Origin of the sequence: Haloarcula salina, from assembly GCF_049603855.1 — an archaeon.
GTDB classification, from domain to species: domain Archaea; phylum Halobacteriota; class Halobacteria; order Halobacteriales; family Haloarculaceae; genus Haloarcula; species Haloarcula salina_A.
Genome location: NZ_CP187146.1, coordinates 2026009 through 2050188 on the forward strand (window position 1 = coordinate 2026009; position 24180 = coordinate 2050188).

The 24180-nt window shown below is 66.6% G+C and carries 20 protein-coding genes; 10 read left to right on the forward strand and 10 right to left on the reverse strand.

Annotation, left to right across the window (positions count from 1 at the left end; translation table 11 throughout):
• Window positions 1-195 precede the first annotated feature (195 nt).
• Window positions 196-4050 (forward strand): PAS domain S-box protein, encoded by a 3855-nt coding sequence (locus ACOZ4I_RS10370; RefSeq protein ID WP_423999209.1) that lies wholly within the window; start codon window positions 196-198, stop codon window positions 4048-4050.
• 94 nt (window positions 4051-4144) lie between these two features.
• On the forward strand, window positions 4145-4468 hold the full coding sequence (locus tag ACOZ4I_RS10375) for a HalOD1 output domain-containing protein (protein WP_423999211.1): 324 nt from the start codon (window positions 4145-4147) through the stop codon (window positions 4466-4468).
• 17 nt (window positions 4469-4485) lie between these two features.
• Here the strand turns inward: ACOZ4I_RS10375 and ACOZ4I_RS10380 are convergent, their stop codons facing one another.
• The 4 genes from ACOZ4I_RS10380 to gatC all read right to left on the reverse strand — a co-directional run bounded on the left by ACOZ4I_RS10380 (window position 4486) and on the right by gatC (window position 7653).
• Window positions 4486-4680 (reverse strand): hypothetical protein, encoded by a 195-nt coding sequence (locus ACOZ4I_RS10380; protein WP_423999213.1) that lies wholly within the window; start codon window positions 4678-4680, stop codon window positions 4486-4488.
• Between the two features lie 41 nt (window positions 4681-4721).
• On the reverse strand, window positions 4722-5864 hold the full coding sequence (locus ACOZ4I_RS10385) for a M48 family metallopeptidase (RefSeq protein ID WP_423999215.1): 1143 nt from the start codon (window positions 5862-5864) through the stop codon (window positions 4722-4724).
• Between the two features lie 231 nt (window positions 5865-6095).
• On the reverse strand, window positions 6096-7373 hold the full coding sequence (gatA, locus tag ACOZ4I_RS10390; RefSeq protein ID WP_423999217.1) for an Asp-tRNA(Asn)/Glu-tRNA(Gln) amidotransferase subunit GatA: 1278 nt from the start codon (window positions 7371-7373) through the stop codon (window positions 6096-6098).
• A gap of 1 nt (window position 7374) precedes the next feature.
• Window positions 7375-7653: an Asp-tRNA(Asn)/Glu-tRNA(Gln) amidotransferase subunit GatC gene (gene gatC / locus ACOZ4I_RS10395; protein WP_423999219.1), complete on the reverse strand. Its 279-nt coding sequence runs from the start codon at window positions 7651-7653 to the stop codon at window positions 7375-7377.
• A 226-nt stretch (window positions 7654-7879) separates the two neighbouring features.
• On the opposite strand from gatC, the gene ACOZ4I_RS10400 reads away from it, so the two are divergent.
• The 3 genes from ACOZ4I_RS10400 to ACOZ4I_RS10410 all read left to right on the forward strand — a co-directional run bounded on the left by ACOZ4I_RS10400 (window position 7880) and on the right by ACOZ4I_RS10410 (window position 9914).
• Complete coding sequence (locus ACOZ4I_RS10400; RefSeq protein WP_162413092.1) at window positions 7880-8854, forward strand: transcription initiation factor IIB; 975 nt, start codon at window positions 7880-7882, stop codon at window positions 8852-8854.
• A gap of 55 nt (window positions 8855-8909) precedes the next feature.
• Window positions 8910-9386 carry an NUDIX hydrolase gene (locus ACOZ4I_RS10405; protein ID WP_423999222.1) on the forward strand — a complete coding sequence of 159 codons (477 nt, stop codon included), beginning with the start codon at window positions 8910-8912 and terminating at the stop codon, window positions 9384-9386.
• 117 nt (window positions 9387-9503) lie between these two features.
• On the forward strand, window positions 9504-9914 hold the full coding sequence (locus ACOZ4I_RS10410) for a universal stress protein (RefSeq protein ID WP_423999224.1): 411 nt from the start codon (window positions 9504-9506) through the stop codon (window positions 9912-9914).
• Here ACOZ4I_RS10410 and ACOZ4I_RS10415 read toward each other — a convergent pair whose 3' ends face one another.
• The 6 genes from ACOZ4I_RS10415 to ACOZ4I_RS10440 all read right to left on the reverse strand — a co-directional run bounded on the left by ACOZ4I_RS10415 (window position 9915) and on the right by ACOZ4I_RS10440 (window position 14301).
• Window positions 9915-11009 carry an asparagine synthase-related protein gene (locus ACOZ4I_RS10415; protein ID WP_423999226.1) on the reverse strand — a complete coding sequence of 365 codons (1095 nt, stop codon included), beginning with the start codon at window positions 11007-11009 and terminating at the stop codon, window positions 9915-9917. It abuts the gene before it with no gap.
• Window positions 11009-11695, reverse strand: a complete 687-nt coding sequence (locus ACOZ4I_RS10420; protein ID WP_423999228.1) for a PHP domain-containing protein — start codon at window positions 11693-11695, stop codon at window positions 11009-11011. The genes ACOZ4I_RS10415 and ACOZ4I_RS10420 overlap by 1 nt, the downstream gene beginning before the upstream one ends.
• 257 nt (window positions 11696-11952) lie before the next feature.
• Entirely contained in the window at window positions 11953-13176 is a 1224-nt protein-coding gene (locus tag ACOZ4I_RS10425) for a TIGR04347 family pseudo-SAM/SPASM protein (RefSeq protein WP_423999230.1), read from the reverse strand.
• Window positions 13173-13487: an Htur_1727 family rSAM-partnered candidate RiPP gene (locus tag ACOZ4I_RS10430; protein WP_423999232.1), complete on the reverse strand. Its 315-nt coding sequence runs from the start codon at window positions 13485-13487 to the stop codon at window positions 13173-13175. Before ACOZ4I_RS10430 ends, ACOZ4I_RS10425 begins: the two co-directional genes overlap by 4 nt.
• Before the next feature lie 128 nt (window positions 13488-13615).
• Complete coding sequence (locus ACOZ4I_RS10435) at window positions 13616-13954, reverse strand: DUF7521 family protein (RefSeq protein WP_423999234.1); 339 nt, start codon at window positions 13952-13954, stop codon at window positions 13616-13618.
• Complete coding sequence (locus ACOZ4I_RS10440) at window positions 13954-14301, reverse strand: transcriptional regulator (RefSeq protein WP_423999236.1); 348 nt, start codon at window positions 14299-14301, stop codon at window positions 13954-13956. Before ACOZ4I_RS10440 ends, ACOZ4I_RS10435 begins: the two co-directional genes overlap by 1 nt.
• Before the next feature lie 334 nt (window positions 14302-14635).
• On the opposite strand from ACOZ4I_RS10440, the gene ACOZ4I_RS10445 reads away from it, so the two are divergent.
• From ACOZ4I_RS10445 to ACOZ4I_RS10465, 5 genes are all read left to right on the forward strand, one after another.
• A complete protein-coding gene (locus tag ACOZ4I_RS10445) occupies window positions 14636-16576 on the forward strand; it encodes a COG1361 S-layer family protein (RefSeq protein WP_423999238.1) in 1941 nt (646 codons plus the stop codon).
• Window positions 16576-19053, forward strand: coding sequence for an efflux RND transporter permease subunit (locus tag ACOZ4I_RS10450; RefSeq protein ID WP_423999240.1), 2478 nt, complete (start codon window positions 16576-16578; stop codon window positions 19051-19053). Before ACOZ4I_RS10445 ends, ACOZ4I_RS10450 begins: the two co-directional genes overlap by 1 nt.
• A 266-nt stretch (window positions 19054-19319) precedes the next feature.
• Window positions 19320-19799 (forward strand): Lrp/AsnC family transcriptional regulator, encoded by a 480-nt coding sequence (locus ACOZ4I_RS10455; RefSeq protein WP_423999242.1) that lies wholly within the window; start codon window positions 19320-19322, stop codon window positions 19797-19799.
• A gap of 464 nt (window positions 19800-20263) precedes the next feature.
• Window positions 20264-21751: a proton-conducting transporter membrane subunit gene (locus tag ACOZ4I_RS10460; protein ID WP_423999244.1), complete on the forward strand. Its 1488-nt coding sequence runs from the start codon at window positions 20264-20266 to the stop codon at window positions 21749-21751.
• Window positions 21741-24173, forward strand: a complete 2433-nt coding sequence (locus ACOZ4I_RS10465; RefSeq protein WP_423999246.1) for a DUF2309 domain-containing protein — start codon at window positions 21741-21743, stop codon at window positions 24171-24173. The genes ACOZ4I_RS10460 and ACOZ4I_RS10465 overlap by 11 nt, the downstream gene beginning before the upstream one ends.
• The last annotated feature ends 7 nt before the right edge of the window (window positions 24174-24180 follow it).

Genomic DNA, 24180 nt, shown 5'->3' on the forward strand with positions numbered 1-24180 from the left:
AACGTACCAGCAGGGGTAAGCTACATGCATAAAGACTTAGGCACATCCCTCAGATGTACAGCAGTCCGTCCGGTGCCATTTCCATTCATATAGATATATTTGAATTCAATTACGTACCAATTGGGCCCAGCTATCGCGACCAGACCAGCACTCCGCCGGCGGAGTCTTGATACGGCTCGGCCGATGAACGAGACTATGGCCAGCTCTTCGCTGACCGAGACGCTTCGTGAGACGCTCGCGGTCTTCGACGCGTCCGGGACGCCACTGACGACGAGCGAAGTCGCCGACCGGCTCAACCTTGGGCGACGGAGCACCTACGACCGACTCCAACGGCTGGCAGAGCACGACCTGGTGGCGACGAAGAAAGTCGGGGCGAGCGCCCGCGTGTGGTGGCGACCCGCCGACACAGAGCGAGAGGCCGTGGCAGACGCCGCCGTGACTGAGGGGCTCTTCGTCGCCGACCTGCTCGACGATGTCGGCGTCGTCGTCCTGGACGAAGACGACACGGTCGTCTGGACGAACGACGCGCTTGACCGGTTCTTCGGTCCGACCGCAGAGCAGTCCGTCGGCAGTGACCACCGCGAGTTCCTCGACGCCGTCGTCGCGCCGGCGGTGGCCGACCCCGAGACGGTCGTCGAAGGGGTACGTGCAGCGACGGACGCGGGGAGCGAGGGGCGCGTCCTGTGTCACGTCGAGGCCGACGGCGAGCGCCGGACCCGCTGGCTCGAACACCGGTGTAAGGCCGTCGACGGAGAGCCGCTCGCGGGCGGGTCCGTCCACCTGTACCGCGACGTCACCGAGCAACGTCGGTCGGATCCCTCCAGCCAGGAGTTCGATTCGCTCGTCGGGGCGGTTGAGGAGTACGCGATCTTCCGTCTTGACGCGGCTGGTCGGATCAGGACGTGGAACTCGGGCGCACAGGCGATCAAGGGATACGACGCCGACGAAGCGATCGGCGAGCACGTCTCGCTGTTCTACACTGACGGGGACCGAGCGGCCGGAGTGCCCGACGCGAACCTGGCGACCGCAGCGAGCGACGGGGTCGTCCACACCGAGGGGTGGCGCGTTCGCGCCGATGGGTCGCGGTTCTGGGCGAACGTCACGCTCCGGGCGCTCTACGGCGACGACGACGAGCTACGGGGCTACGTCAAGGTCACGCGGGACATGACCGAGCAGCGAGAGCGAGAGCGCCAGCTCCGTCGCGAGCGCGACCTCACCGAACTGTTCCTCGAAACCGCACCGATCCGAATGGCGGTCTTCAGCCCAGACGGGACGGCCGAGCGTATCAATTCGCGCGCTCGCGCCCAGCTCGGCATCGACGAATCGGCCGTCCCCGGACTCCACGTCTCGGAGCTCCCGATGCGAGACGAGGCCGGCGAGTCCCTCGGCGACGGCGAACACCCCGTCGAGACGGTGATTCGAACGGGGGAACCGGTTTCGAATCGGCTCCTCCAGCACGACGGTCCCGACGGCGGACAGCACTGGGTACGGGTCAACGCGAGCCCCGTGACGGACGACGACGGCCGTCTCGAATGCGTCGTCGCGACCGGCGAGGACGTGACCGAACTCCAGCGCAAGACCCGGGCCCTGGAGCGCCAGCGCAACGATCTCGAACGGGAACTCGACGACGTGTTCGACCGGATCGACGACGCGTTCTTCGCGCTCGACGACGACTGGCGGTTCACGCACGTCAACGAGCAGGCGGCGAGCGCTCTGGAGCGGTCGGTCGGTGACCTCGTCGGCCAGCCCATCTGGGAGGTCTTTCCCGAGGCTCGCGACACCACGTTCCAGGCGGAGTACGAGCGCGCGCTCCGAGCGCAGGAGACGGTCTCCTTCGAGGAGTACTTCGCGCCGCTGTCGACGTGGTTCGAAGTCACGGCGTACCCCTCGGAGAGCGGGCTCTCGGTGTACTTCCGCGACATCACCGAGCGAAAGGAACGCGAGGAGCGACTCAGGCGCTACCGGACGGTGGTCGAGACGATCGACGACGGCGTGTACATCGTCGACGGTGAGAACCGGTTCGTCCTCGTCAACGAGGCGTTGACGGACCTGACCGGCTACGACCGCGAAGAACTGCTGGGGTCCCACGCCTCGATGGTCACGACCGACGACGACCTCGGCCGCGCCGAGGACCGACGAGACGCGCTCGTGACATCGGACGCGACAGCGACGACCATCGAGACGGAACTGGTGACCAGCGAGGGGCAGACGGTGCCGATTGAGACGCGGTTTTCACTCCTCGATCTCGGGGACGACGACCCGGCTCGCGTCGGTGTCGTTCGCAACGTCGGCGATCGGAAAGAGCGCCAGGAGCAGTTACAGCGCCGGATGCGCCAGCAGGAAGTGATCACCGACCTCGGACAGCAGGCGCTGGAGCGGCCCGACCTCGACGCGCTGTTCGCCGCGGCGACGCGACTCGTCGCCGACACGCTCGGAATCGAGTACTGCAAGGTGCTCGATCTCGACGCAGACCGCGAGGAACTCCTGCTCCGGGAGGGCGTGGGCTGGCAGGAGGGACTCGTCGGCGAGGCGACCGTCTCGGCGGTCGAAGCGGACTCGCAGGCGGCCTACACGCTCTCGGTCGAGGGCCCGGTCGTCGTCGAAGACCTCACGACGGAGTCGCGCTTTAGCGGTCCCGACCTGCTCAGAGACCACGACGTTCGCAGCGGAATCAGCACGATCATCGGTCCGCGGTCTGAGCCGTGGGGCATCCTCGGGACGCACAGCACCGAGTCCCGGACGTTCTCGGAAGAGGACGCCCGGTTCGTACAGTCGGTCGCGAACATCCTCGCGACGGCGATCAACCGCCGCGACTACGAACGAAGACTGCTCGATCAGCGCGAGCAACTCGCGGCGCTGAACAGCCTCAACGCCGTGATCCGGGAGACGACGAGTGCGGTCATCGAACAGCCGACCCGGGAGACGATCGAGTCGACGGTGTGTGAGCACATCGCCAGTTCGCCGTCGTACCTCTTCGCTTGGATCGGAGACGTGGACCCCGAGACGGAGACGGTGAACCTCCGTACCGAGGCCGGCGTCGACGGCTACCTCGACGGGATCACCATCTCTGTCGACCCGGACGACGAGCGCAGCGACGGACCGACGGGTCGTGCCATCCGAACCGGAATGGTCCAGACGACGCAGGACGTGACGTCCGACTCCAGACACGACCCGTGGCGCGACCACATCGAGGGCCACGGCGTCCGGTCGTCCGCCGCGATTCCGCTCTCGTACGAGGGGACCACCTACGGCGTGTTGAACGTGTACTCCGATCGCCCGAAGGCGTTCGAGGGGCGTGAGGGGGACCTGCTCGGTCGGTTCGGCGAAGTCGTCGGCCACGCCATCGCGTCGACCGAGCGAAAGCGAGCGCTCCTGAGCGACGAGGTGGTCGAACTGCAGTTCCGCATCGACGACGTGTTCGGTGCGTTCGGCGTCGACGCCCGCGCTACCGGCCGGATCACGCTGGATCACGTCGTCCCGATCGACGACGAGCAGTTCCTCGTGTACGGAACGGTCGACGCCGACGCCAGAGCGGACCTGATCGCCCTCACCGAGACCGTCCCCGTCTGGGACGGAGTGTCGTTCCACGACGACGCGGGGACGACGAGCTACGAACTCCGCCTCACCGAGCCACCGATGCTCTCGGAACTGGCCAGCGTCGGTGGACTCGTCCACGAGGCGGTCATCGAAGACGGTGACCTCTCACTGACGGTCCATCTCTCCCCGAGTACAGAGACACGCCACGTCGTGGACGCCATCCAGGAGACCTATCCGTCAGTCACGCTCCTGAAACGGCGACAGCGATCGGCGACCAGCGACGGTTCCTGGGATCGGGACCCTCTCGAACCCCTGACCGACCGCCAGCGGACGACGCTCAGGGCCGCCTACCACTCCGGGTTCTTCGAGTGGCCCCGGGCCGCGACGGGCGAGTCGATCGCCGACAGCCTCGGCGTCGCTCCGCCGACGTACCACCAGCACCTTCGCGCCGCCGAGCGGAAGATCTTCGACTCGCTGCTCGGCGGGAACGCGAACCGGTTCACCGATACCTGAATACTGCCTGTTTCGTCATTCTGAGGCGGTCTGCCTGATAATTCCAGGGCGGCTAGCCATCAAACGTTTATCCGTGCAGTCGAAACGCTGACACATGGTCGAGGAGTCTTCGTCCGACGACGAGGCGCCCGAGCGTTCGCTCATCAAGCGGGAAGTGGAACCGGTAGAAGACGAGGCAAACTTCCGCGTCCTGGAAACGATCGCCGACGTGGAGGGCGTCGAGGTCACTGACCTCCCCCCGCTGTACGAGCGGATCGACCACATCCTGGACCATCTCTTCGACAACCCACCCGCGCCCGAGGCGCAGGTCGTCATCACCTTCTCGTACCACGGCTACCGCGTCAGAGTCGATCAGGATGGGCACGTCGAACTGGCGCGCCTCAACGGCGCTCCCGAGGAGTGGAACGGGCAGCACTGACCGGCCGCTCGCTCGGCTCAGCGCCGTCGTGAGCGCGACCAGCCGATACCGAAGGCCACCCCGTTGAGCGTCCCGAGAACCAATCCGAGATAGAAGTCGCCGAGCGTCACCGCCAGGACCAGCCCCACGCCGACGCCGAGCGCCAGGCTCTTCGCCATCGTGGGCCAGTGGACCCAGTCGAACCGACCGCCCGCTGTCGTCTCGTCGCTCATAGCTGGCCTCTGGGGGCCGGAGAGTAAACTGTTTGCGACCGTCACCGCGGGCCGCTCTCGGACCGCTCCATCGACGCCTGCTGTCCCCGGAGGGCGTCGATGCGGTCCTCGACGGACGGATGGGAGCCGGGGAGGAGTCGCTCGCTTCCGACGCGCCAGCGGCGTGCAAGTCGGTCGCCGCGGCTCGACGGCTCATGGTCGTCGTCTCGCTCCGCAATCGCGTTTGGAACCACGCACAGTTCGCGGACGCCGGTCTCAGCGGTTCGGATGTCCGTCTCGGGTCGGCGGTCCTCGGTGAGCGTCTCCAGCGCCCCGGCCAGCGCTGCGGGAGCGCCACAGATAGCGACCCCGCCCGCGTCCGCGGCGTACTCCCGGATGCGCGAGAGCAATCGGTAACAGGCCGTGCTGGCGAGGTACAGCGCCGCTGCCACGGGCATAGCGACGACTGCGAACAGGACGACCGCGATGCTGACCTGTCCGTTCCCGGCCCACGAACTGTCGTCGTCCGCGTCGAAGAACCATCCCAGCAGGATCGAACCGCGGACCGCCCGCCCGACCGCGCCGAGGAAGCGGGCGCTCACCGTCGGCAGGAACGCCGCCGCGGTCATCACGAACGCGTCGCCGTTCTTCAGGTGAGCGAGTTCGTGGGCGAGCACGGCGTCCAGTTCGTCGCCGTCGAGACGCTCGACGAGCGCCGTCGTCGCGAACAGCGTGCGCTCGCCGGGGCGGCTGGCGACGAAGCTGTTGGGCGTCTCCGAGTCGAGCACGGTCACGTCCGGCGGCGTCATGTCCGCCGTGTGCGCCAGTCGGTCGACCCGGGCGCGCAAGCGCTGGGCGGTCTCGCTGCGCTCGATCTTCCCGCGCATCTCCGCGACGCTGTCGGGGTCCGATTCCAGCGTCTCTTCGGAGAGCGCGTCACGGAGCGTCGTCCGGTAGCCGAAGACGGACTGGCCGACCAGGACCAGCGGCGTCCCGACGAGCACGACGGGCCACAGCGGGACGATGTCGAAGCTCATCGACCAGAACAGGTGCTCGTACTGGTAGGCCAGCAGGGGAACGAGGCCGGCGGCGACGTGTGCCAGCACGTAGGCGGCGGCGACGGCGACCGCGTCGAAGGCGACCAGCACCGCCACGAGGGCGACCAGCCGCAGGCGGCTGCGGGCAGAGGTGTGGAGGGCTGCCATATCCGTCGCTTCGTCGCACTGTTCAAAAAACGTGTTGGAGGGTCCAGATGCGGGTCAGAGCCCAGTGTCGTGAACGCCTACGCCAGCGCGCTTCCGGCGCGGATAATCTCGCGCTCGCCAACCACCTTTTTCTTCCTCGGGTGTCCTCGCTCACTGCGTTCGCTGCGGGCACCGTTCGTCGAAAAACGTGGGCGAAAAACCGCTCGCTTCGCCTGGCGCTCGCTCGCGTCCCTACGCCAGCGCGCTTCCGGCGCGGATAATCTCGCGCTCGCCGAAGGCCGGCCCGACGAGCTGGAGACCCACCGGGAGCCCGTCGTCGGTCTCGCCCGCCGGAACGGAGATGGCGGGGAGGTTCGCGAGGTTGACCGGGGTGGTGTTGGCGTCCGCGAGGTACATCGTGAGCGGGTCGTCGAGGCTCTCGCCGCGCTTCATCGGCGGGACGGGCATCGTCGGCGACGCGAGCACGTCGGCATCCGAGAGGGCCTCGTCGAAGTCCTGTTTGACCCACGCGCGAGCGTCCTGGGCCTTCTTGTAGTACTTGTCGTGGTAGCCCGCCGAGAGCGCGTACGTGCCCAGCAGGACGCGGCGCTTGACCTCCTCGCCGAAGCCCTCCTCGCGGGCGTTGGCGAACGACTCGTTCCAGTTGCCGTCGTAGCCGCCGGACTGCCCGTAGCGGACGCCGTCGAACCGGGCGAGGTTCGAGGACGCCTCGGACATGGCGATGACGTAGTACGCCTCGACGGCGTGCTCGACCGAGGGGAGGTCGACCTCGTGGTAGGTCGCGCCCTTCGCTTCGAGGTCCTCGATCGCCGCCCAGAACGTTTCGACGACGCTCTCGTCGGCCCCGTCGAGCAGTTCCGTCGGGACGCCGACGGAGAGCCCGTCCACGTCGCCGTCGGCGGCGTCGGCGTAGGAGCCGTCGGCCTCGGGGGCCTCCTGGGTCGTCGCGTCGCGCTCGTCGGGTCCGGCGATGACCTCCAGCAGTTCGGCGGCCTCTTCGACGCTCGGCGCGATGGGGCCGACCTGTTCGAGACTGTTGGCGTAGGCGACGAGGCCGTACCGGGAGACGAGCCCGTAGGTGGGCTTGATGCCGACGACGCCGCAGAACGCGGCCGGACAGCGGATGGACCCGCCGGTGTCGGTCCCGAGCGCCATGTCGGCGTCGCCGGCGGCGACGACGGCCGCAGACCCGCCGGACGAGCCGCCCGGGACGCGACCCTCGGCGACGGGGTTCTCGACGGGGCCATACGCCGATGTCTCGGTGGTCGTCCCCATCCCGAACTCGTCCATGTTGGTCTTGCCGGGGATGGTCGCGCCGGCGGCCTTCAGGCGCTCGACGACCGTCGCGTCGTACGGCGGCACGTAGTCTCCGAGCATGGCCGACCCGCAGGTCGTCCGCACGCCCTCGGTCGAGATGTTGTCCTTGACCGCGACGGTCCGGCCGGCGAGCGGGCCGTCGTCGGCCCCCTCGATTTCCTCCTCGGTGACGTAGCCGTTGTAGTCCGTCATCTCACGACACCTTCGGCCCCTTGAACTGGCCGTCTTCCGTGTCGCTCGCGTTCTGTAGCGCCTCCTCCTGTGAGAGGCTCTCACGGACTTCGTCCGGGCGCATGACGTTCGAGAGGTCGGCCTCCCGGTCGGTCTCGGGGACGTCGTCGAGCGCCTCGAAGGCGGCGAGGATCTCGCCGAACTGGTCGGTGAAGCGCTCGATCTCGTCGTCCCCGAGGTCCACACGGGCGAGATCGGCGACGTGTCGGACCTCCTCGGGATCGACGGCGGGGTCGCTCATGTCGGGCCGGAGTGCTGGCGACGCGGTAAGCGTTTCGAATCCCCTGACCCGAACCTATGGGGTGTGTTGACGCACTATGAACTTCTGTCGGGACTGTGGGGAAGTCTCGTTTTGCTATCGGAAAGAATGACTTTCGAAATTGGCAAAAGTTTTAAGTCGCCGTGGACACAACAGTATACTACAATCACGTTTTTCGGGTACGATACCCGGCTGTCCCCCCAACAAAATGACCGATACCAGCATCCGCCGATACTCGAACGAGCGCGAAACAGAGACCGAGCAGACGGCCGACGAGGAGAGCGAGACACTCGTCTGTCCCGAGTGCGGTGGGTCGCTGCACTCTGACAGCGAGCGCGGCGAGACGGTCTGTGAGGACTGCGGCCTCGTCGTCGAGGAGGACGAGATCGACCCCGGCCCCGAGTGGCGCGCGTTCGATTCGAAGGAGAAAGACGAGAAGTCCCGCGTCGGCGCGCCGACGACGAACATGATGCACGACAAGGGACTGTCGACCAACATCGGCTGGCAGGACAAGGACGCTTACGGCAACTCCCTGTCCTCGCGCCAGCGCGAGAAGATGCAGCGCCTGCGCACCTGGAACGAGCGGTTCCGGACACGGGACTCCAAGGAGCGCAACCTCAAGCAGGCCCTCGGTGAGATCGACCGCATGGCGAGCGCCCTCGGTCTCCCCGAGAACGTTCGCGAGACGGCGAGCGTCATCTACCGTCGCGCGCTCGACGAGGATCTGCTCCCCGGCCGCTCCATCGAGGGCGTCTCGACGGCGTCGCTGTACGCCGCAGCGCGACAGGCCGGCACGCCCCGCTCGCTCGACGAAATCTCCGCCGTCTCCCGCGTCGAGAAGGACGAAATCGCGCGGACCTACCGCTACGTCGTCCGCGAGCTGAGCCTCGAAATTCAGCCCGCCGATCCCGAGAGCTACGTGCCACGGTTCGCGTCGGACCTCGACCTCTCCGAGGAGGTCGAACGGCGCGCCCGCCAGCTCCTCCAGAACGCCAAGGAGGAGGGCGTCCACTCCGGGAAGTCGCCGGTCGGCCTCGCCGCCGCCGCCGTCTACGCTGCCTCGCTGCTCACCAACGAGAAGGTGACCCAGAGCGAGGTCAGCGAGGTGGCCAACATCTCCGAGGTCACCATCCGCAACCGCTACCACGAGCTGCTTGAGGCCGAGGACAACATCCACCCCTGAACGGCGGACGGACCGCATCGTAACCTAGACGGCCGACGACGCCTTCCGCGTCGGCATGGAAACGACTCGTCACTTCGTCGCGACTGTCTACGTCGTCAGCGACGGCGCCGTCGCGCTGCACGAACACGACAAACTGGAGATGTGGCTGCCCGCCGGGGGCCACGTCGACCGCGACGAACTCCCCCACGCCGCCGCGCTGCGCGAGACGCGCGAGGAACTGGGCCTCGACGTGGAACTGGTCGCGCCACAGGAAGGAATCGAGAGCGAGACCGTCCGGTCGATTCCCCAGCCCCAGCACTTCTTGCTGGAGGACATCAACGTCGACGCGGACGGCGAGGTGGGCCACCAGCACGTCGACTTCATCTTCTACGGGGAGGCATCGAGCCGCGACATCGACCCAGCGCCGGGCGAGCAACCCGCCGCAGACTGGTCGTGGTTCACGCCCGCGGAGCTCCGGGACCGGGCCGACCAGTTCCCGGCCGACGTGGTCGAGATCGGGAGACGGGCGATAGAGACTGTCAGCGAGCGGTAACGGCCGATTAACCGATCTATCGCGTCCACTCGCCCCCTCGCATTCCGAGTCGTATCGCTCTGCTTTCGCAGACATAGTTAATTGTTAACTATACCCATACGTCACGTACGTGCCGGTATGTACGAGGTGTTACTCCCGGTCGACGCGAGCGAGGAACGGGGCCGCGCACAGGTCGACGCGACGACGGCGCTCCCCCACGCCGAGGACTCGGTGCGGGCGACCGTCCTCCACGTCTTCGGCGACGAGGAGACGGCGGAGAAGACCTCGGTCGAGCAGACGCAGGCGGGGAAAGTCGTCGTCGAGGGCCTGCGCGAGACAGGTATCGCCATAGAGACGGAGACCCGCCACGGCGACCCCGAGGAAGTGATCGTAAAGGTCGCCGACGAGCGAGACGTGGACATGCTCGTCCTCGGCGGCCGCAAGCGCTCGCCGCTGGGCGCGCTCGTCTTCGGGAGCGTCAGCCAGAGCGTCATCCTCGATTCGGAGCGGCCCGTGGCGGTGACCGGAAGCGGCCACGCTCCCGAGTGATCAGTCGAGTAGTGACTCGACGTACTGCGTGACGTGGTCGTCCATCCGGCGCTTGTAGCCGGCCTGCCGTGCCAGGCGGTCGAGTTCGCGGGCCGCGAGCGAGCCGTACTGCGCGGCCTTCTTGTCCCGGGTCGCGACGGCCTCGGGGAGCGAATGACGGGCGGCCGCCCGCAAGGCGACCTTCCGCGTCTCGCCGTCGACGAGCAGGTCGCCGTCCAGTCGCAACGCGGCCGCGACGACGCGGTCGTGCAACAGCGGCGTCACCGGTTCGACGCCCGCGGCTCGCAGCGCGAGCACGTCCCGCTCTAGCTGGTCGGGGAGCGTAGCGACGACCTCTCGCTGTGCGCCCCGGACGGTATTGGCCTCGACGCGAGGGTCTTCAGGAGCCTTCGCGACCTTCGCGTAGCCGCCGAACAGCTCGTCGGCCCCCTGACCGAGCGCGAGGCGGTCGAAGCCGTCCGCCGCGACGCGTTCGGCGACCAGGGACAGCGGGAGCGCGATCTGCACGTCCATCGCGTTCGTCCGCCCCGTCGCGCGGGCGATTTCGGGCACGGCCCGCTCGATGGCGTCGTGGGTGAGTTCCACGACGCGCACGTCGGTCCCCAGCAGGTCAGCGGCCGACCGCGCCGCCGCCACGTCGTGGCTGTCCGGGAAGCCCGCGACGTACAGCGGCACGTCGATGCGGGCCGCGAGCAGCGCCGAGTCCACACCGCCGGAGAAGGCGATTGCGAGGCCGTCGGTGTCGACGGCGTCGACGCTGTCTTCGATGGCCGTGCGAACCGCCTCGATCGCGGTCTCGCGGTCGCCAAAGGGGTCGGGCGACGGCAGCGTCCAGCGGCGTCTGGTCCCGTCGCCGTCGCGGACGTGTCCGGCGGGGAACGACTGGGGGTCGGCCAGCGCCGTCGGGTCGTGGCTCCACTGTTCGGGGTCGAGCCGCTCGTCGTCAGAAGCGGCGCGCTCGACGAACAGCGGGTAGCGGCCGAGCACGTCCCGGACGAGCGTCCCGTCGAGGTCGCCGGCGAAGCCGCCGGTCCCCGGAAGCGGGTCGCCGCTGTCCAGCGCGTCGGCCACGACCGACGGGTCGGCCCCCTGCATCACTGAAAGAGGTCGGCGATGCCGTTCTTCACGCGTCGTTTCGCCCCGCCAGCGGCCTGTCGGAAACTGATGCGCCACGGCGTCCGCTTGCCCTCGACGGTGGTCCGCCCCTCGCGGATCGCGTCGAGGATGGCCGCCGCCGAGCGCTCGTCTGTGTCGACGTTCGTGACCGCCTGCCCCACCATCTCGGCGATGTGGGCGTCGCTCCCGGCGGTCATCGGGAGCCCCTCACGGCGCGCGAACCGCTCGGCCTGCCGGTTCGACCGGCCGGTCAGGAGCCGAGAGTTGTACACCTCGATGGCGTCGGCCGTCGCCAGTTCCGCCTTCGAGATGTGCTCGAGGACGCCGTGACGCGACTCCTGAAACGGGTGCGGGACGACGGCGAGGCCGCCCTGGTCGCGGATGCGGTCGAGCGTCTCACCGAACGGGAGGCCCCGCGGAATCGCCTCGTCGATCCCGAGTGCGAGGACGTGTCCGGCGGCGCACGTGACCTCCATGCCGGGAATGCCGACGAGGCCGTACTCGGGGGCCAGTTCGACCGCCCGGAGGCTGGCGTCGATCTCGTCGTGGTCGGTCACCGCCAGCGCGTCGAGGCCGACGGCGCTGGCCTGCTCTAAGAGGAGTTCGACCGGGTCTCGGCCGTCGTGCGACAGCGACGAGTGCGTGTGAAGCTCGACCGACTGCACGCTCACGAGTAGCGGGGGGCGAGGCAAAAGCGCCCCGATTCCGTCACCGCCGCTCCGCGTCACTCGAAACAGAGAACGGTTCGACCGCCTGTCCCCGGGGCGGTCGAACGCCCGAATATGCCACCTGTCTGTCCCACGAGACTGGAAGCGGGTCGATCGCACGGCCGCCAATCGACGGCCGCAAGTGAACGATGACGCCGGACGGGAATGAGCGACGGCCCCCAGCGTGACGGGCATTGAAGTGGGACTCGACGGAATCAGTCGGCCGACATCGGCTCGTCGCCCGCGCCGAACGGCGTCGGCCCCTCGATCTCGCCGTCCTCCAGGTAGCACTGCGGGTCCGGGGCGAAGAGGTCGTCCTCGACGGTGAGCGCGCGGAGGCGCGACGCGCCGCGACAGACCTCGGCGTACCGGCAGTCGGCGCACTTCCCGGAGAGGTGGTCGTCGCGGTTCCGGAGCGCCCCCAGCAGCGGGTTCGACTCGTCCTCCCAGATGTCGCCGAAGGGGCGGTCGCGGACGTTCCCCAGCGAGTAGCCCTGCCAGAACTGCGTCAGGTGGACGTTGCCCTGGTAGTCCACGTCGGCGACGCGCTCGCCGGTCGGGTCGCCCCCGTTGACCCGCAGGTACTCGTAGACGCGGCGGGCCTGGGCCTCGCCCATGTGCTCGCGGGCGTACTCGACGAGGTAGGCCGCGTCGGCGTAGTTCCCCACCAGCAGCGTCTCGATTTCCTCGCCGCTGTCGTGGTACTCTCGGGTCATATCGCAGACGCGCTTGACGGCGGTTCGACGGTCAGCGGGCGTGAGGTCGGCGTCGACGATTTCGGTCCCGCGCCCGCCGTAGTCCAGGTGGTAGAAACAGAAGCGGTCGACGCCCACGTCGGTCAGCAGGTCGACGACGCCCTCCAGGTCGGCGGCGTTGCGCTCGGTGATGGTGTAGCGCAGACCGGTCTTGAGCCCCGCGTCGAGGCAGTTCTCGATGCCCCGGACCGCGCCGTCGAACGCGCCCTCCAGCCCGCGGAAGTCGTCGTTTCGCTCGGGCAGGCCGTCGACGGAGACGCCGGCGTACTTCAGGCCGGCCGCCTTCAGCGACTCGGCGCGCTCCGCGGTGATGAGCGTCCCGTTCGTCGAGAGCACGGGGCGGACGCCAACGTCGTTCGCGTAGGCGATCAGTTCCTCGAGGTCGTTGCGGACGAGCGGTTCGCCGCCGGAGAACAGCACGACCGGCGCGCCGTAGTCGGCCAGGTCGTCCAGTAGCGCCTTCCCCTCGGCCGTCGAGAGCTCGCCGTCGGCGATGTCGGTGTCGGCGGCCGCGTAGCAGTGGTCGCAGTAGAGGTTGCACTGCTTGGTGACGTTCCAGACGACCACGGGCCGGCGCTGCTTCTCGTCGCGGATTTGGCGCTTCGTCGACTCGTCGGCCGCGTCGTACCGGAGACCGTCGCCCTCGGCGTCGAGGTCACAGAGCAGTTTCGAGACGGATATCATCCGTCCTCACCCCGAAGCGTCTCCGACTGCATCTCGGCGACGGACATCGTCGCGTCCTCGCCCGACGCGCCCGCGCCGAGCGTCGCCGCCTCGGTCTGATATCGTCGGGTCTCGTCGGCGGGACACAGCCACAGCGAGACGGCGGTCCGGCCGAACAGCGAGGCCGCCTGTTCGCGGGCCACATCCGCCGAAGGCGCGCTCACGCTGCCGACGTGCGTGAGCGGGTCCGCGGTGTCCTCGCGGACGAACACCTCCCACTCGCGACTCGTCGCTCCGCGCGGGGCGTCTACTTCGTGATCGAACGCTTCCATACGGCCCCATTAGTGGCCCCGAAAAAAACGGGCCCAGTGTGTTCTCAGTTGCTGGGAACCACGTCGAACTGAGCGGAAAATCTCACCGAGCGATGAGCGAATTATCGGTCAGCACTCGTCCTCACGTCTCACGAATGGCTCCGCAGGGAGAGCGAATAGATGATGACCGCGATACCGACGATTTTGATGATATTACTCACCAACGGCGCGTAAAACGTATAGACGATCAGTTCGAATTTGAGGGGGATCCCAATGGACGGGACGAGGAGCGATACCAGCGGTGAAATGACGGTGATGAGTGCGAGTCCGATCGCGAGGAACAGCATCTGTCGCCGGTCACTTCGACGGTATCCCTGGTACGCCTGGTAGACGAGAAACAGCCCCATCGCAGCGGCGAGTAACCCAACCAGTAGCAAAACGAGATAGTACGAGGGAATCAAGGAGGGATTAATTTGAAGCGGTTGCATCAGATTTCCCCCCACATGTTGGTGAACCGGTCCGCCATCTTCTCCGCTGGTCGTTCTTCGACGTCGATTGTGAGTTCATTGTTCTCCAGTTCGATCGTGAGTCGCTTGAGCCGCGCCTTGTAGACACTGTGGTGGTGGCCCTCGTCTTCGAGTTTGGTTTGCTCCTCGAGGAGACCGCAGTCGATCAGGCGCTCAGTGCGCCGGTAAATCGTCGGGAGCGACGCGTTACACTCGTCGCTGAGCTCCTTCGCGGATTTCGCAGTCGTCTCGGTCGACGTGAGGATCGCACGAGCGTACTCGTCGTCGAGGAGGGCGTAAATCTCGCTCGACTGTGGATCCTCACTCACACGTAATTATTCTCGCGGGCATGCTTGGTATGGTTGCCGATTTTCTGACTCTGAAAATGTGTTCGTACTATTTGCTCACTCAGAATACCAGCCATCTCAGCAGCTGTCAGCGTGAGTTCTCTCCGTTTGTGGTGGACTGTCAAACGAACGATTTGTGGGCCTCTTACGCAGTTTTTCTGGCGCAGAAAATCTGGGTCCCTGTTTACCACTCCTCTCTCCATCTGTTCTCTCGTGAAACGAGAACCATCGTGGCACACACCCCTCAGTCACCACCGACGTTTGCACTGTTTCTGCAGACTGCGAACCAGCTCACGGACCCACGGGAGGAGACGCAATGGAGCGTAGCAGTATCGCGAGCCTCCTCTTCGCTGCCGCCGTGGTTTCGGCCGCGAGTGGCACTGCCGTCGCCGCCGTGACCGGAAGCCCGGACATCGAGGTTGCACTCGCGGACAACACCGTCTCACCGGGCGAGGAGACGACGCTCGACGTCGTGCTCTCGAACAACGGTGAGCTCGATTCCGGTTCCAGTACGAACCCGAGTCTGAACAGCGAGGTGACTACCGCGCGTGGCCTGACGGTCGATGTCAAGGACGAAGACGCTCCGATATCGATAACGACCTCGCGGCAACTCACCGGTGATCTGGCCACGGGCTCACCGCGGACAGTGTCGTTCGACATCAGCGTCGACGACGACGCTAAATCCGACACTTACCGCGTTCCCGTCAGGCTGAAGTACGACCACTACAGCTACATCTCCGAGGGGACGAGCGCTCGTGATTACGAGAGCGCCTCCCGGACGAAGTACGTCACCGTCCGGGTGACCGACGACGCGACCTTCGACGTGGTAGACGTCGACTCCAGCGCGCGGGTCGGCTCGACTGGCAGCGTCGAACTCACCGTCCAGAACACCGGAGAATCTGCCGCCAGCGACGCCGCAGTGACGCTGCAGACCCAGAACAGCGAGTTCACCGTCGGCGACGGCGAGCAGAGCTCCCGGTTCGTCGACTCGTGGGCAACCGGCGAAAACCGCACGTTCCAGTACCGCATCGGCGCGAGCAGCGACGCCGAGCCCGAACCGTACAACTTCGAGCTCTCGGTGGCCTTCGACGACGCCGACGGCGTCCGAACGGAACCGGTCGGCAACACCGTCGGCATCGCCCCCGCACCCGAACAGTCGTTCGCGGTCGTCGACACCTCCAGCGCGGTGGCCGTCGGCAACACCGGTGAGTTCGAACTGACGCTGCGCAACGACGGGCCGGTCACCGTCGACGACGCGTCGGTGACGGTCACCGCACAGAGCAGCGACATCACCTTCGGCGAGGCCAGTTCCACCTCGCAGTTCGTCGGGGAGTGGAGTCCCGGCGAGGTTCGAACCGTGACCGTCGACGCGACGGCGGGTTCGAACGCCGAGGTTCGCTCGTACGCGCTGTCGGCGTCGGTCCAGTACGACGACCCCGAGGGCGACGCGGGCACCGACGACACCCTCTCGCTGGGCATCGAGACCGCGCCGAAACAGACGTTCTCGCTGTCGGACGTCTCCGGGACGCTGCAAGCAGGCCAGGACGGCACGCTCGAAGCCACGCTGGTCAACGACGGCCCCCGGACCGTCGAGAACGCCGTAGTCAACTGGGAGAGCGACCACGCCAGTCTCTCCCCGCAGGGAACGCAGTACGCCGTCGGCACCCTCGAACCCGGTGAGTCGACGACCGTGGATTTCGGAGTCGACGCCTCTGATAGTGCCCGCCAGGGAGCGCGTCAGTTCGACTTCACCGTCGGCTACGAGGACGACAACGGCGACCAGCAGACGAGCGACACGCTGTCTGTCCAGTCCGACGTCGCCGCAAGCGAGGACGAGTTCGACCTCGCGGTCGCAGACCGGACGATTGCCGTGGGGAACTCACGGGTCGTCTCGGTCGAAGTGACGAACAACCTCGACGAGACGGTTTCCGACGTCGAGGCGCGGCTGTTCGCCGACGACCCACTCAGCATCAGTGGGACGGACACCAGTTACATCGAGTCCCTGGAGCCCGGTGAATCCGCGACGCTGGCGTTCGAGGTGTCGGCGGCGTCCTCCGCGACAGCGGGGAGCACGTATCCGATGTCGTTCGACTTCCGGTATACGGATAGCGACGGTAACACCCACCTGTCCGATACGTTCAGGAAGCCAGTCGATGCGGCTCCGCAGACCGGCGGCGGGCTGCCTGTCCCACTCATCCTGGGGCTGGGAGCGGCTGTCATCGGTGGTGTCGCAGTCGTCTACTGGAGGCGCGACTGATGTCACTGGCGGAGCGAGTCGAAACGGCGACAGAACGCCTCAACACGACGATCGTGGACCGACCACGAGCGGTTATCGTCGTCTTTCTGCTCGTTACGGGGGTCTTCGTCGGCGGTTTGGGGTCTGTCCAAGTGAGCGCCGGAGGACTCGACGCGTTCACCGAGGGACTCCCGGAACAGGAGGCCGAAGACGAAGTCACCCAGAAGTTCGAAGGGGCCTTTCAATCGGACACGCAAGACACGACGCAACTCATTCGGACGGACAGCAACGTCCTGACCAAAGAAGCGCTCGTCCGTGACGCACGCCTGCTCGAACGCGTCGCGGAACGTGAGGACCTTCGGATGGAGTCGGCCAGTGGTCCGGCCCCAATTATTGCACAGCACCTGAACCCATCAGCGACGACCCCGGAAGACTACCGGCGAACGCTCGAACGTGCGCCCCGGTCCGAAATCAGACAGGCCGTTCGAGACCTCGAAGAGGAGTCACGACTGACCGGATCAGTATCGAATGACTTCAATCCCACGAGCGTCTCGGCGTCTGCGTCAATCACGACGATCTCGCATGATTTCCCCCAGAGTTTCGACGGTCTGACCGCTGTCCAGACGGACATTCAGGCGATCGCTGACGAGACCTCCGGCGACGTTCGCGCGTTCGGCTCGGGGACCACCGAATCGGAGATACGCCAGTCGATGTCGGATTCGCTTCTGGTTGTGATGCCAGTGGTGATACTCCTGTTACTGTTCTTCCTGGTGGTCGCGTACCGTGACCCCATCGACGTCCTGCTGGGGCTGGTCGCGCTCGTGATGACGATTATCTGGACCTTCGGATTCCTCGGGTACGCCCGGATTCCGTTCAGCCAACAGATGATCTCGGTCCCGGTGTTACTGCTCGCCGTTGGTGTCGACTTCGGTATCCACATCATCAATCGCTATCGAGAAGAGACGGCGCGCGGGTTCACCGCGGTCGAAGCGATGCGAGAAGCGAACAACCAGCTCATCGTCGCGTTCGTCATCGTGACCGTGACCGCAGTGTTCGGATTCGGTGCCAACGTAATCTCGACCCTGACACCGATTCGGAACCTGGGCATCGCCTCAGCAGTCGGTATTCTCTTTACGTTCCTCCTCTTCGGGATATTCTTACCCGCGGCCAAGTTGGTGAGCGACGACGTACGCACGCGCCTCGGCGTTCCGGAGTTCAACTCCACCCCGATTGCCTCGGAGGACTCGGCTCTCGGACGACTGCTCGCGTTTCCCGCACAGGTGAGCCAGCACGCTCCGGCGTTGATCGTCGTCGGGTTACTCCTGTCAGGCGGCGTCATGGGCGCGTACGGGTCGGGTGTCGGCACCTCGTTTGAGAACGAGGACTTCCTGCCGCCCGAGGAGATTCCGGCCTACCTCACAGAGTTGCCCGAGCCGTTCAGTCCAGGTGAGTACACCGTCACCTCGACCATCAATTTGCTCGATGATAAATTCGGAAGCAGTCAGGGGAGTACGGTGAAAATATACGTTCAGGGGAATCTCAAGCAAGATCACGCTCTCGAAGCCCTCGCCGCTCCGAACGACAATCCGCCGGAGTCTCTTGCAGTCGGACCCGGCGGGCAGGCAGAGGCACGGAGCATCGTCACTGTAATCAAATCCCACGCGAACCAGAACGAAGAGTTCGCCGCCCTGGTCGCCCGAAACGACCAGAACGACAACGGAATCCCCGACCAGAATCTCGAACTGATTTACGACGAACTGTTCTCGTCCTTGGCGAGTGACCGGGCCGAACAGTACCTCACTGACGACTACCGGTCCGCTCAGATCGAATATCGGACTGATCCCGATGCCACACAGACAGAAGTGACCGCTGGTGGTGCGAAACTGGCCGAGCGGCTCCAGTTCGAAGCGACGGCCACGGGGAGCGTCGTCGTCCTTGCGGCGGTAATGGACCGTATCTTCCAGTCGGCGATCCAAGGGCTCGTCATGGCGGTCGGACTGACCGCCGCGTTCCTCGTGATTATCTACGGCATCCTGGAACGGAAGCCGCTGCTCGGTGTGGTCAATATCTTCCCGATACTGGTGGCAATCGCGTTCTTGCTCGGGACGATGCGATACCTGAACATCACGCTGAACGCACTGACAGCGACGATCCTCTCTATCTCGGTGGGGGTTGGAATCGCCTATTCGGTACACACGACCCACCGGTTCATCGACGAGTACGATGCGAATACCAGCGCCCACGAAGCGATGATGGTGACGCTGACAGGCACTGGCGGCGCACTGTTCGGGAGCATGCTGACGACTGCGCTGGGCACTGGCGCGCTCGCACTCGCCATCACCCCGATCCTCGGCAACTTCGGGGTCCTGATTGGCCTGAGTGTCACCTACTCGTTCCTCGCGGCGGTGGTCGCACTCCCACCCGCAGTGTTGCTCTGGGAACGAATCCATCAGTGGGACCACGATATCGTGGCGCGTCTCCGTCCGACCATTCAATAGGACGGCGGCGAGCGTTCGCTTCGAGACCGTGACCCTCTGCAAAAAGCACCTCCTCCAGAGACACCCGACAGATTTCGCTGCTGCTACTCTGTCGGGCTTGATTCGTGCGGTCGCGTGCCGGCGAGTCGAACATTCGATATAGCGACTTAGTGTTTATCGAGACGGTGGGCGTCGATAGCCCCGAACCCGTGCTGACGCCGAATGTATGGGCGACAGCGCCGTCCGACGAGGTAAGGACCTTTACCGACGGCGGGAGACGGGCCACCATGGCCGAGGAAGCTATCGACGACGTGGACAAGGCGATCCTGTACGCCCTGCAGGAAGACGCCCGGAACATGTCGTCAGGCGACATCGCCGAGCGGACCGACACGTCCGACAGCACCGTTCGCAAGCGAATCCAGCGACTCGAGTCCGACGAGGTTATCAAGGGCTACAGCGCGGAGGTCGACTATCAGCAGTCTGGCTACCCGCTTCGGATGTTGCTGTTCTGCACCGCCTCGATCCCCGAACGCGGGAAGATCGTCCCGGACATACTGTCCATCGACGGGGTCGTCTCGGTGCAGGAACTGGTGACGGGCGAGCAGAATCTGCTCGTGACGGCCGTCGGTGAGACCGACGACGACATCACGCCGGTCGCACAGGCGCTCCTGGAGATGGGGCTGGAAGTGGCCGACGAGGTCCTCGTCCGAAGTCACGAGACGACGCCCTTCGACGGGTTCGACGGCAACCACACCGACGAGGCGTAGCGACTCCGAGAAAACCCGTCACGCGACCGCCGTCGGGTCGCCGACCGGGAATCGTGGACCCGCGCGGGCGAGTCGATCAACACAGGGTGTGGGAAGCCCCGACTCCACAGCTCCAGTCGGGTCTGCGGGGAAGCCAACGACCGATTCGTGCGCGTTCGGCTGATCACATCGCCCCGCAGTTGTGTTCTTTTCGTCCGCGAACGGCGTCGAAGCAGAGCAGGGAACGGTGACGAATCGACAGTATACGGTCTTCACACGGTCGTTCTTCGGAATCGGCTGTCGTCCCGGGGACCCATGCCAACGATAACCATAATGTTCTATAATCGGCGTCTTTTGGAACAATTTGGTAATTTAGACAGATTTAATAACCACTCTGTTCGTTATGGTGAGTGAAGACGACCGATACCGGCTCCGGCCCGTCCGAGCGGGCTGATCGTCGGTGATCGGTTGCAGAATGACAAACGATGACCGGACAAGAGCAGTCGACGACCGTTGGAGCGCTTCCAGAGCCGACGACCGAGGAATCGAGCGTGCCGAAAACGCTGACACGACTCGTGTGGCTCCTGTGGGCCGCGAGCCTCGGCACGCTGGCCCTGCGAGGCCTGGGCGGCGACCCGTGGACCGTCGACGGCGTCGTAGCCATCGACGGGCTGACGGCCGTGATGTGGGTCGCCGTCACGTTCTTCAGCGGCGTCGTCCACAGCTACTCCCGGCGCTACATGGCTGGCAGCCGGACGATGGACCGGTTCTTCGGCCGCGTGTTCGCGTTCACGCTCGCCGTGATGGTGCTGGTCGCGGCCGACCACCTCGTCCTGTTCGCGGCCGCCTGGCTGGCGATGGGGGTCGTGATGGCCGAACTGATCGGTCACGTCGACGGCTGGCCACAGGCCCAGGCCTCGGCCTCGCTCGCTCGCCGGTACTTCCTCCTCAGTAGCGCGCTGCTGTCGGTCGGTCTGGCGACGCTGTGGTGGGCCACCGGTGCGACGACGGTCAGCGGCGTCGCGGCCGCCATCGGAACGGTGTCCCCCACTGTCGCCCTGGTGGCCGCGGGGGCGCTGCTGCTTGCCGCGATGGTCCAGTCGGCACTGGTCCCGTTTCACACGTGGCTGCTCTCCTCGATGACGGCGCCCACGCCGGCCTCCGCGCTCATGCACGCGGGCTTCGTCAACGCCGGCGGCATCCTCCTGACGCGGTTCGCGCCGGTCGTCACCGTCGAACCTGAGTTCCTCCTGCTGATCCTGGTGGTCGGCGCGGGCAGCGCGCTGACCGGGAAGCTCCTGAAGACCGTCCAGACGGACGTCAAACGCAAACTCGGGTGCTCGACGGTCGGCCAGATGGGGTTCATGATCATGCAGGTCGGCCTCGGGTTCTTCGGGGCCGCGGTCACGCACCTCATCCTGCACGGCTGCTACAAGGCCTATCAGTTCCTCTCGACCGGGAGTAGCGTGGAACAGCGCGGGCCGACGGACGAGGGGGCGAGACGCTCGACGGGGGTCGTCGAAGTCGCCGTGACCGCCGTGACTGCCCTCGCAGGCGGAGCGGTGTTTGCCCTCCTCACCGGCAAGGGGACGGCGCTCGACGGCGGCCTCCTGCTCGCCGGCCTCGTCACGCTGACGACGCTGCACGCCGCCCGCGAGACTGTCTCCCGCACCGCGCTCCCGTCGACGGTTCGCTACGGGGCGGTCCCGCTGATCTTCCTGCCGGCGATCACGGCGTACGCGATGGTCTACCGCCTCATCAGCGCCCTCCTGGCCGGACTCCCTGCCGTCGGGACGCACGCGGCGCTGACCCCGGTTCACGGGCTCGTCGCCGCGGCGTTCGTCCTCGCCTACGTTGCCATCGAGACCGGCGTCTATCGCCACAGCCAGCGCCTGTACGTGGCGCTCCTGAACGCGACCCAGCCCCCATCTGAGACCCTGCTGACAGCCACGGAGGACTACAATGAGTACTGAGTCAGACATCGAGGAGCGCATCGAATCGGCGGCTGAAGCGGTCGGCTCCGCCTGGCCGCTGCACTCGTTCGTCACGTCGAACCCGCTCTCCGGGTTCGAAGACCGCCCGTTCCACGAGGCGGTCGCGGAGGCGGAACGGCTGCTCGGCGGCGATGGCTATCCGAGCGCCGACGTGTTCCGCCGCGCCTGGGAGACCGGACAGATAGACGACGACGTGCTCGCGACGCACCTGTCCGACCACGGGTTCGACGCGGACCCCGAGGCGGCCCTCGACCGCATGGCCGAGCGGGATTCGGCCGGGTCGACCGACGCCGAGGCGCCCGCGACCGAGCGCGTGGACGCCGTCGTGACGAAGTGGCTCGCGGCCTTCCTCGACCAGGGAACGGCGGAGTGGCCGATGCCGAACCGCGAGGCGGGGTTCTACGAGGCGTTCCGGACCGTCGCGCCGCACGACGGCGACATCCCCGACGGCGAAGCGATCGCTTCGCTCCCCGAGCGCCCCGTCGACGCCATCCGCGAGCGTCTCGACGGCTACCCCGACGAGCGGTGGACCGACATCTTCGAGCACCAGTTCGCGGCGCTCCCGGGCTGGACCGGCTACCTCAAGCAGCGCGCCGCCGACGAGGACGCCTGGCAGTCGACGTACCCGATCTCCCTGTCGGGCTACCTGGCGGTGCGGCTCGCGCTCGCCGACCTGTTCGACGCGCCCATCGCGCCGCCGAAGACCGACGAGGAGCGGACCGCGGCCGAGGCGGCCGACGTGCCGCTCCCCGAGGTCTGGCTGTCCGCCTGGGAGGCGACCTACCGCGAGGAACTGGTCGAGTCGCTCACCGACGCGAGCCGCGCGCTGGAGGAGACCGAGGACGAGACCCGGCCCGACGCCCAGCTCGTCTTCTGCATCGACACGCGCTCAGAGGTCATCCGCCGCCACGTCGAGGCGGCCGGGAACTACGAGACCTACGGCTACGCCGGGTTCTTCGGCGTGCCGATGCGCTACGAGGGGTACGAGTCCGAGGTGGCCGTCGACGCGTGTCCGCCCATCGTCGACGCGCAACACCGCATCGCGGCGCGCCCGTCCGAGGAGAAAGACGAGGACCCGGCCGCCTACGACCGCTGGAACCGCGTCGTAGAGGCCGGGCGCTCGGCGGTCGAGAGTCTGGAATCGAACGCCGCGACGGCGTTCAGTTTCGTGGAGAGCACCGGCGTCGGCTACGGGGCCGCGCTGGCCGCCCGGACGCTCCTCCCCGCTCGCGTCTACGACGCCGCGAAAGCGGCCGACGAGCGCACCCCCGCCGAACACGAGGTCTGCGAGCCGGAAGTCGATTACAACCCCGACGGCGTCCACGACCTCCGCGCGGGCCTCACGCTCGAGGAGAAGGCGGAGTACGCGGCGACGGCCTTCGAACTGCTCGGCATCGAACAGTTCGCCCGCGTCGTCGCCTTCACCGGCCACGCGAGCCAGACCACGAACAACCCGTTCGATTCGAGCCTCGACTGCGGCGCCTGTGCCGGGAACCCCGGCGGCCCGAGCGCCCGCGTCCTCGCGGCAATCTGTAACGACGAGGCGGTCAAAGCGGAACTCCGCGACCGCGGAATCGACGTGCCAGAGGACACCGTGTTCGTCGCCGGCGAGCACAACACCACGACCGACGAGGTGGAACTGTTCGCCGACGACGTGCCCGAGAGCCACGCAGCAGACATCGAGCAGCTCCGCGAAGACCTGGCTACCGCACGCGCCGGGGCGGCCGCGGAGCGGACCGGCGACGGAACCGCTGACGCCGAGTCGGCGCTCCGCGAGACCGAGCGCCGCGCCGCCGACTGGGCGGAGACGCGCCCGGAGTGGGGGCTGGCCGGGAACGCCGGCTTCGTCGTCGGCCCGCGCGAACTGACGGACGGACTCGACCTCGACGGCCGCTCGTTCCTGCACACCTACGACTGGCGGACCGACTCCGAGGACGGCGACGCGCTCGAGGCCATCATGACCGGGCCGCTCGTCGTCACCCAGTGGATCAACGCCCAGTACTACTTCGCGACGGTCGACACCGCGGTCTTCGGGAGCGGGTCGAAGGTGACCCACAACCCAGTCGGCAACGTCGGCGTCTACCAGGGCAACGGCGGTGACCTGATGACCGGGCTCCCGACGCAGTCGCTCAAGCAGACCGACGACGATCCGTATCACCAGCCGCTCCGCCTCTCGACCGCGATTCACGCCCCGGTCGAGCGCGTGACCAGAATCCTCGCCGATCACGCGGAGCTGACCGAACTGCTCGACAACGGGTGGCTGTCGCTGACGGTCGTCGACCCGGAACAGGACCACCGCGCGTTCCGCTACGAGTCCGACCTCAGCTGGTCGCCCGTCTCGGAGCCCGTGGACGCGAAGCCGCCGGAACCCGAGATGAAGGCGGCCGTGGCCGACGACTGATCCGGGC

Coding starts and splice junctions, on each gene's coding strand:
- ACOZ4I_RS10375 (WP_423999211.1), top strand. CDS start 4,145: ATGGTCGAGGAGTCTTCGTCCGACGACGAGGCGCCCGAGCGTTCGCTC.
- ACOZ4I_RS10380 (WP_423999213.1), bottom strand. CDS start 4,680: ATGAGCGACGAGACGACAGCGGGCGGTCGGTTCGACTGGGTCCACTGG.
- ACOZ4I_RS10370 (WP_423999209.1), top strand. CDS start 196: ATGGCCAGCTCTTCGCTGACCGAGACGCTTCGTGAGACGCTCGCGGTC.
- ACOZ4I_RS10410 (WP_423999224.1), top strand. CDS start 9,504: ATGTACGAGGTGTTACTCCCGGTCGACGCGAGCGAGGAACGGGGCCGC.
- ACOZ4I_RS10405 (WP_423999222.1), top strand. CDS start 8,910: ATGGAAACGACTCGTCACTTCGTCGCGACTGTCTACGTCGTCAGCGAC.
- ACOZ4I_RS10430 (WP_423999232.1), bottom strand. CDS start 13,487: ATGGAAGCGTTCGATCACGAAGTAGACGCCCCGCGCGGAGCGACGAGT.
- ACOZ4I_RS10425 (WP_423999230.1), bottom strand. CDS start 13,176: ATGATATCCGTCTCGAAACTGCTCTGTGACCTCGACGCCGAGGGCGAC.
- gatC (WP_423999219.1), bottom strand. CDS start 7,653: ATGAGCGACCCCGCCGTCGATCCCGAGGAGGTCCGACACGTCGCCGAT.
- ACOZ4I_RS10385 (WP_423999215.1), bottom strand. CDS start 5,864: ATGGCAGCCCTCCACACCTCTGCCCGCAGCCGCCTGCGGCTGGTCGCC.
- ACOZ4I_RS10455 (WP_423999242.1), top strand. CDS start 19,320: ATGGCCGAGGAAGCTATCGACGACGTGGACAAGGCGATCCTGTACGCC.
- ACOZ4I_RS10400 (WP_162413092.1), top strand. CDS start 7,880: ATGACCGATACCAGCATCCGCCGATACTCGAACGAGCGCGAAACAGAG.
- ACOZ4I_RS10445 (WP_423999238.1), top strand. CDS start 14,636: ATGGAGCGTAGCAGTATCGCGAGCCTCCTCTTCGCTGCCGCCGTGGTT.
- gatA (WP_423999217.1), bottom strand. CDS start 7,373: ATGACGGACTACAACGGCTACGTCACCGAGGAGGAAATCGAGGGGGCC.
- ACOZ4I_RS10435 (WP_423999234.1), bottom strand. CDS start 13,954: ATGCAACCGCTTCAAATTAATCCCTCCTTGATTCCCTCGTACTATCTC.
- ACOZ4I_RS10450 (WP_423999240.1), top strand. CDS start 16,576: ATGTCACTGGCGGAGCGAGTCGAAACGGCGACAGAACGCCTCAACACG.
- ACOZ4I_RS10460 (WP_423999244.1), top strand. CDS start 20,264: ATGACCGGACAAGAGCAGTCGACGACCGTTGGAGCGCTTCCAGAGCCG.
- ACOZ4I_RS10415 (WP_423999226.1), bottom strand. CDS start 11,009: ATGCAGGGGGCCGACCCGTCGGTCGTGGCCGACGCGCTGGACAGCGGC.
- ACOZ4I_RS10465 (WP_423999246.1), top strand. CDS start 21,741: ATGAGTACTGAGTCAGACATCGAGGAGCGCATCGAATCGGCGGCTGAA.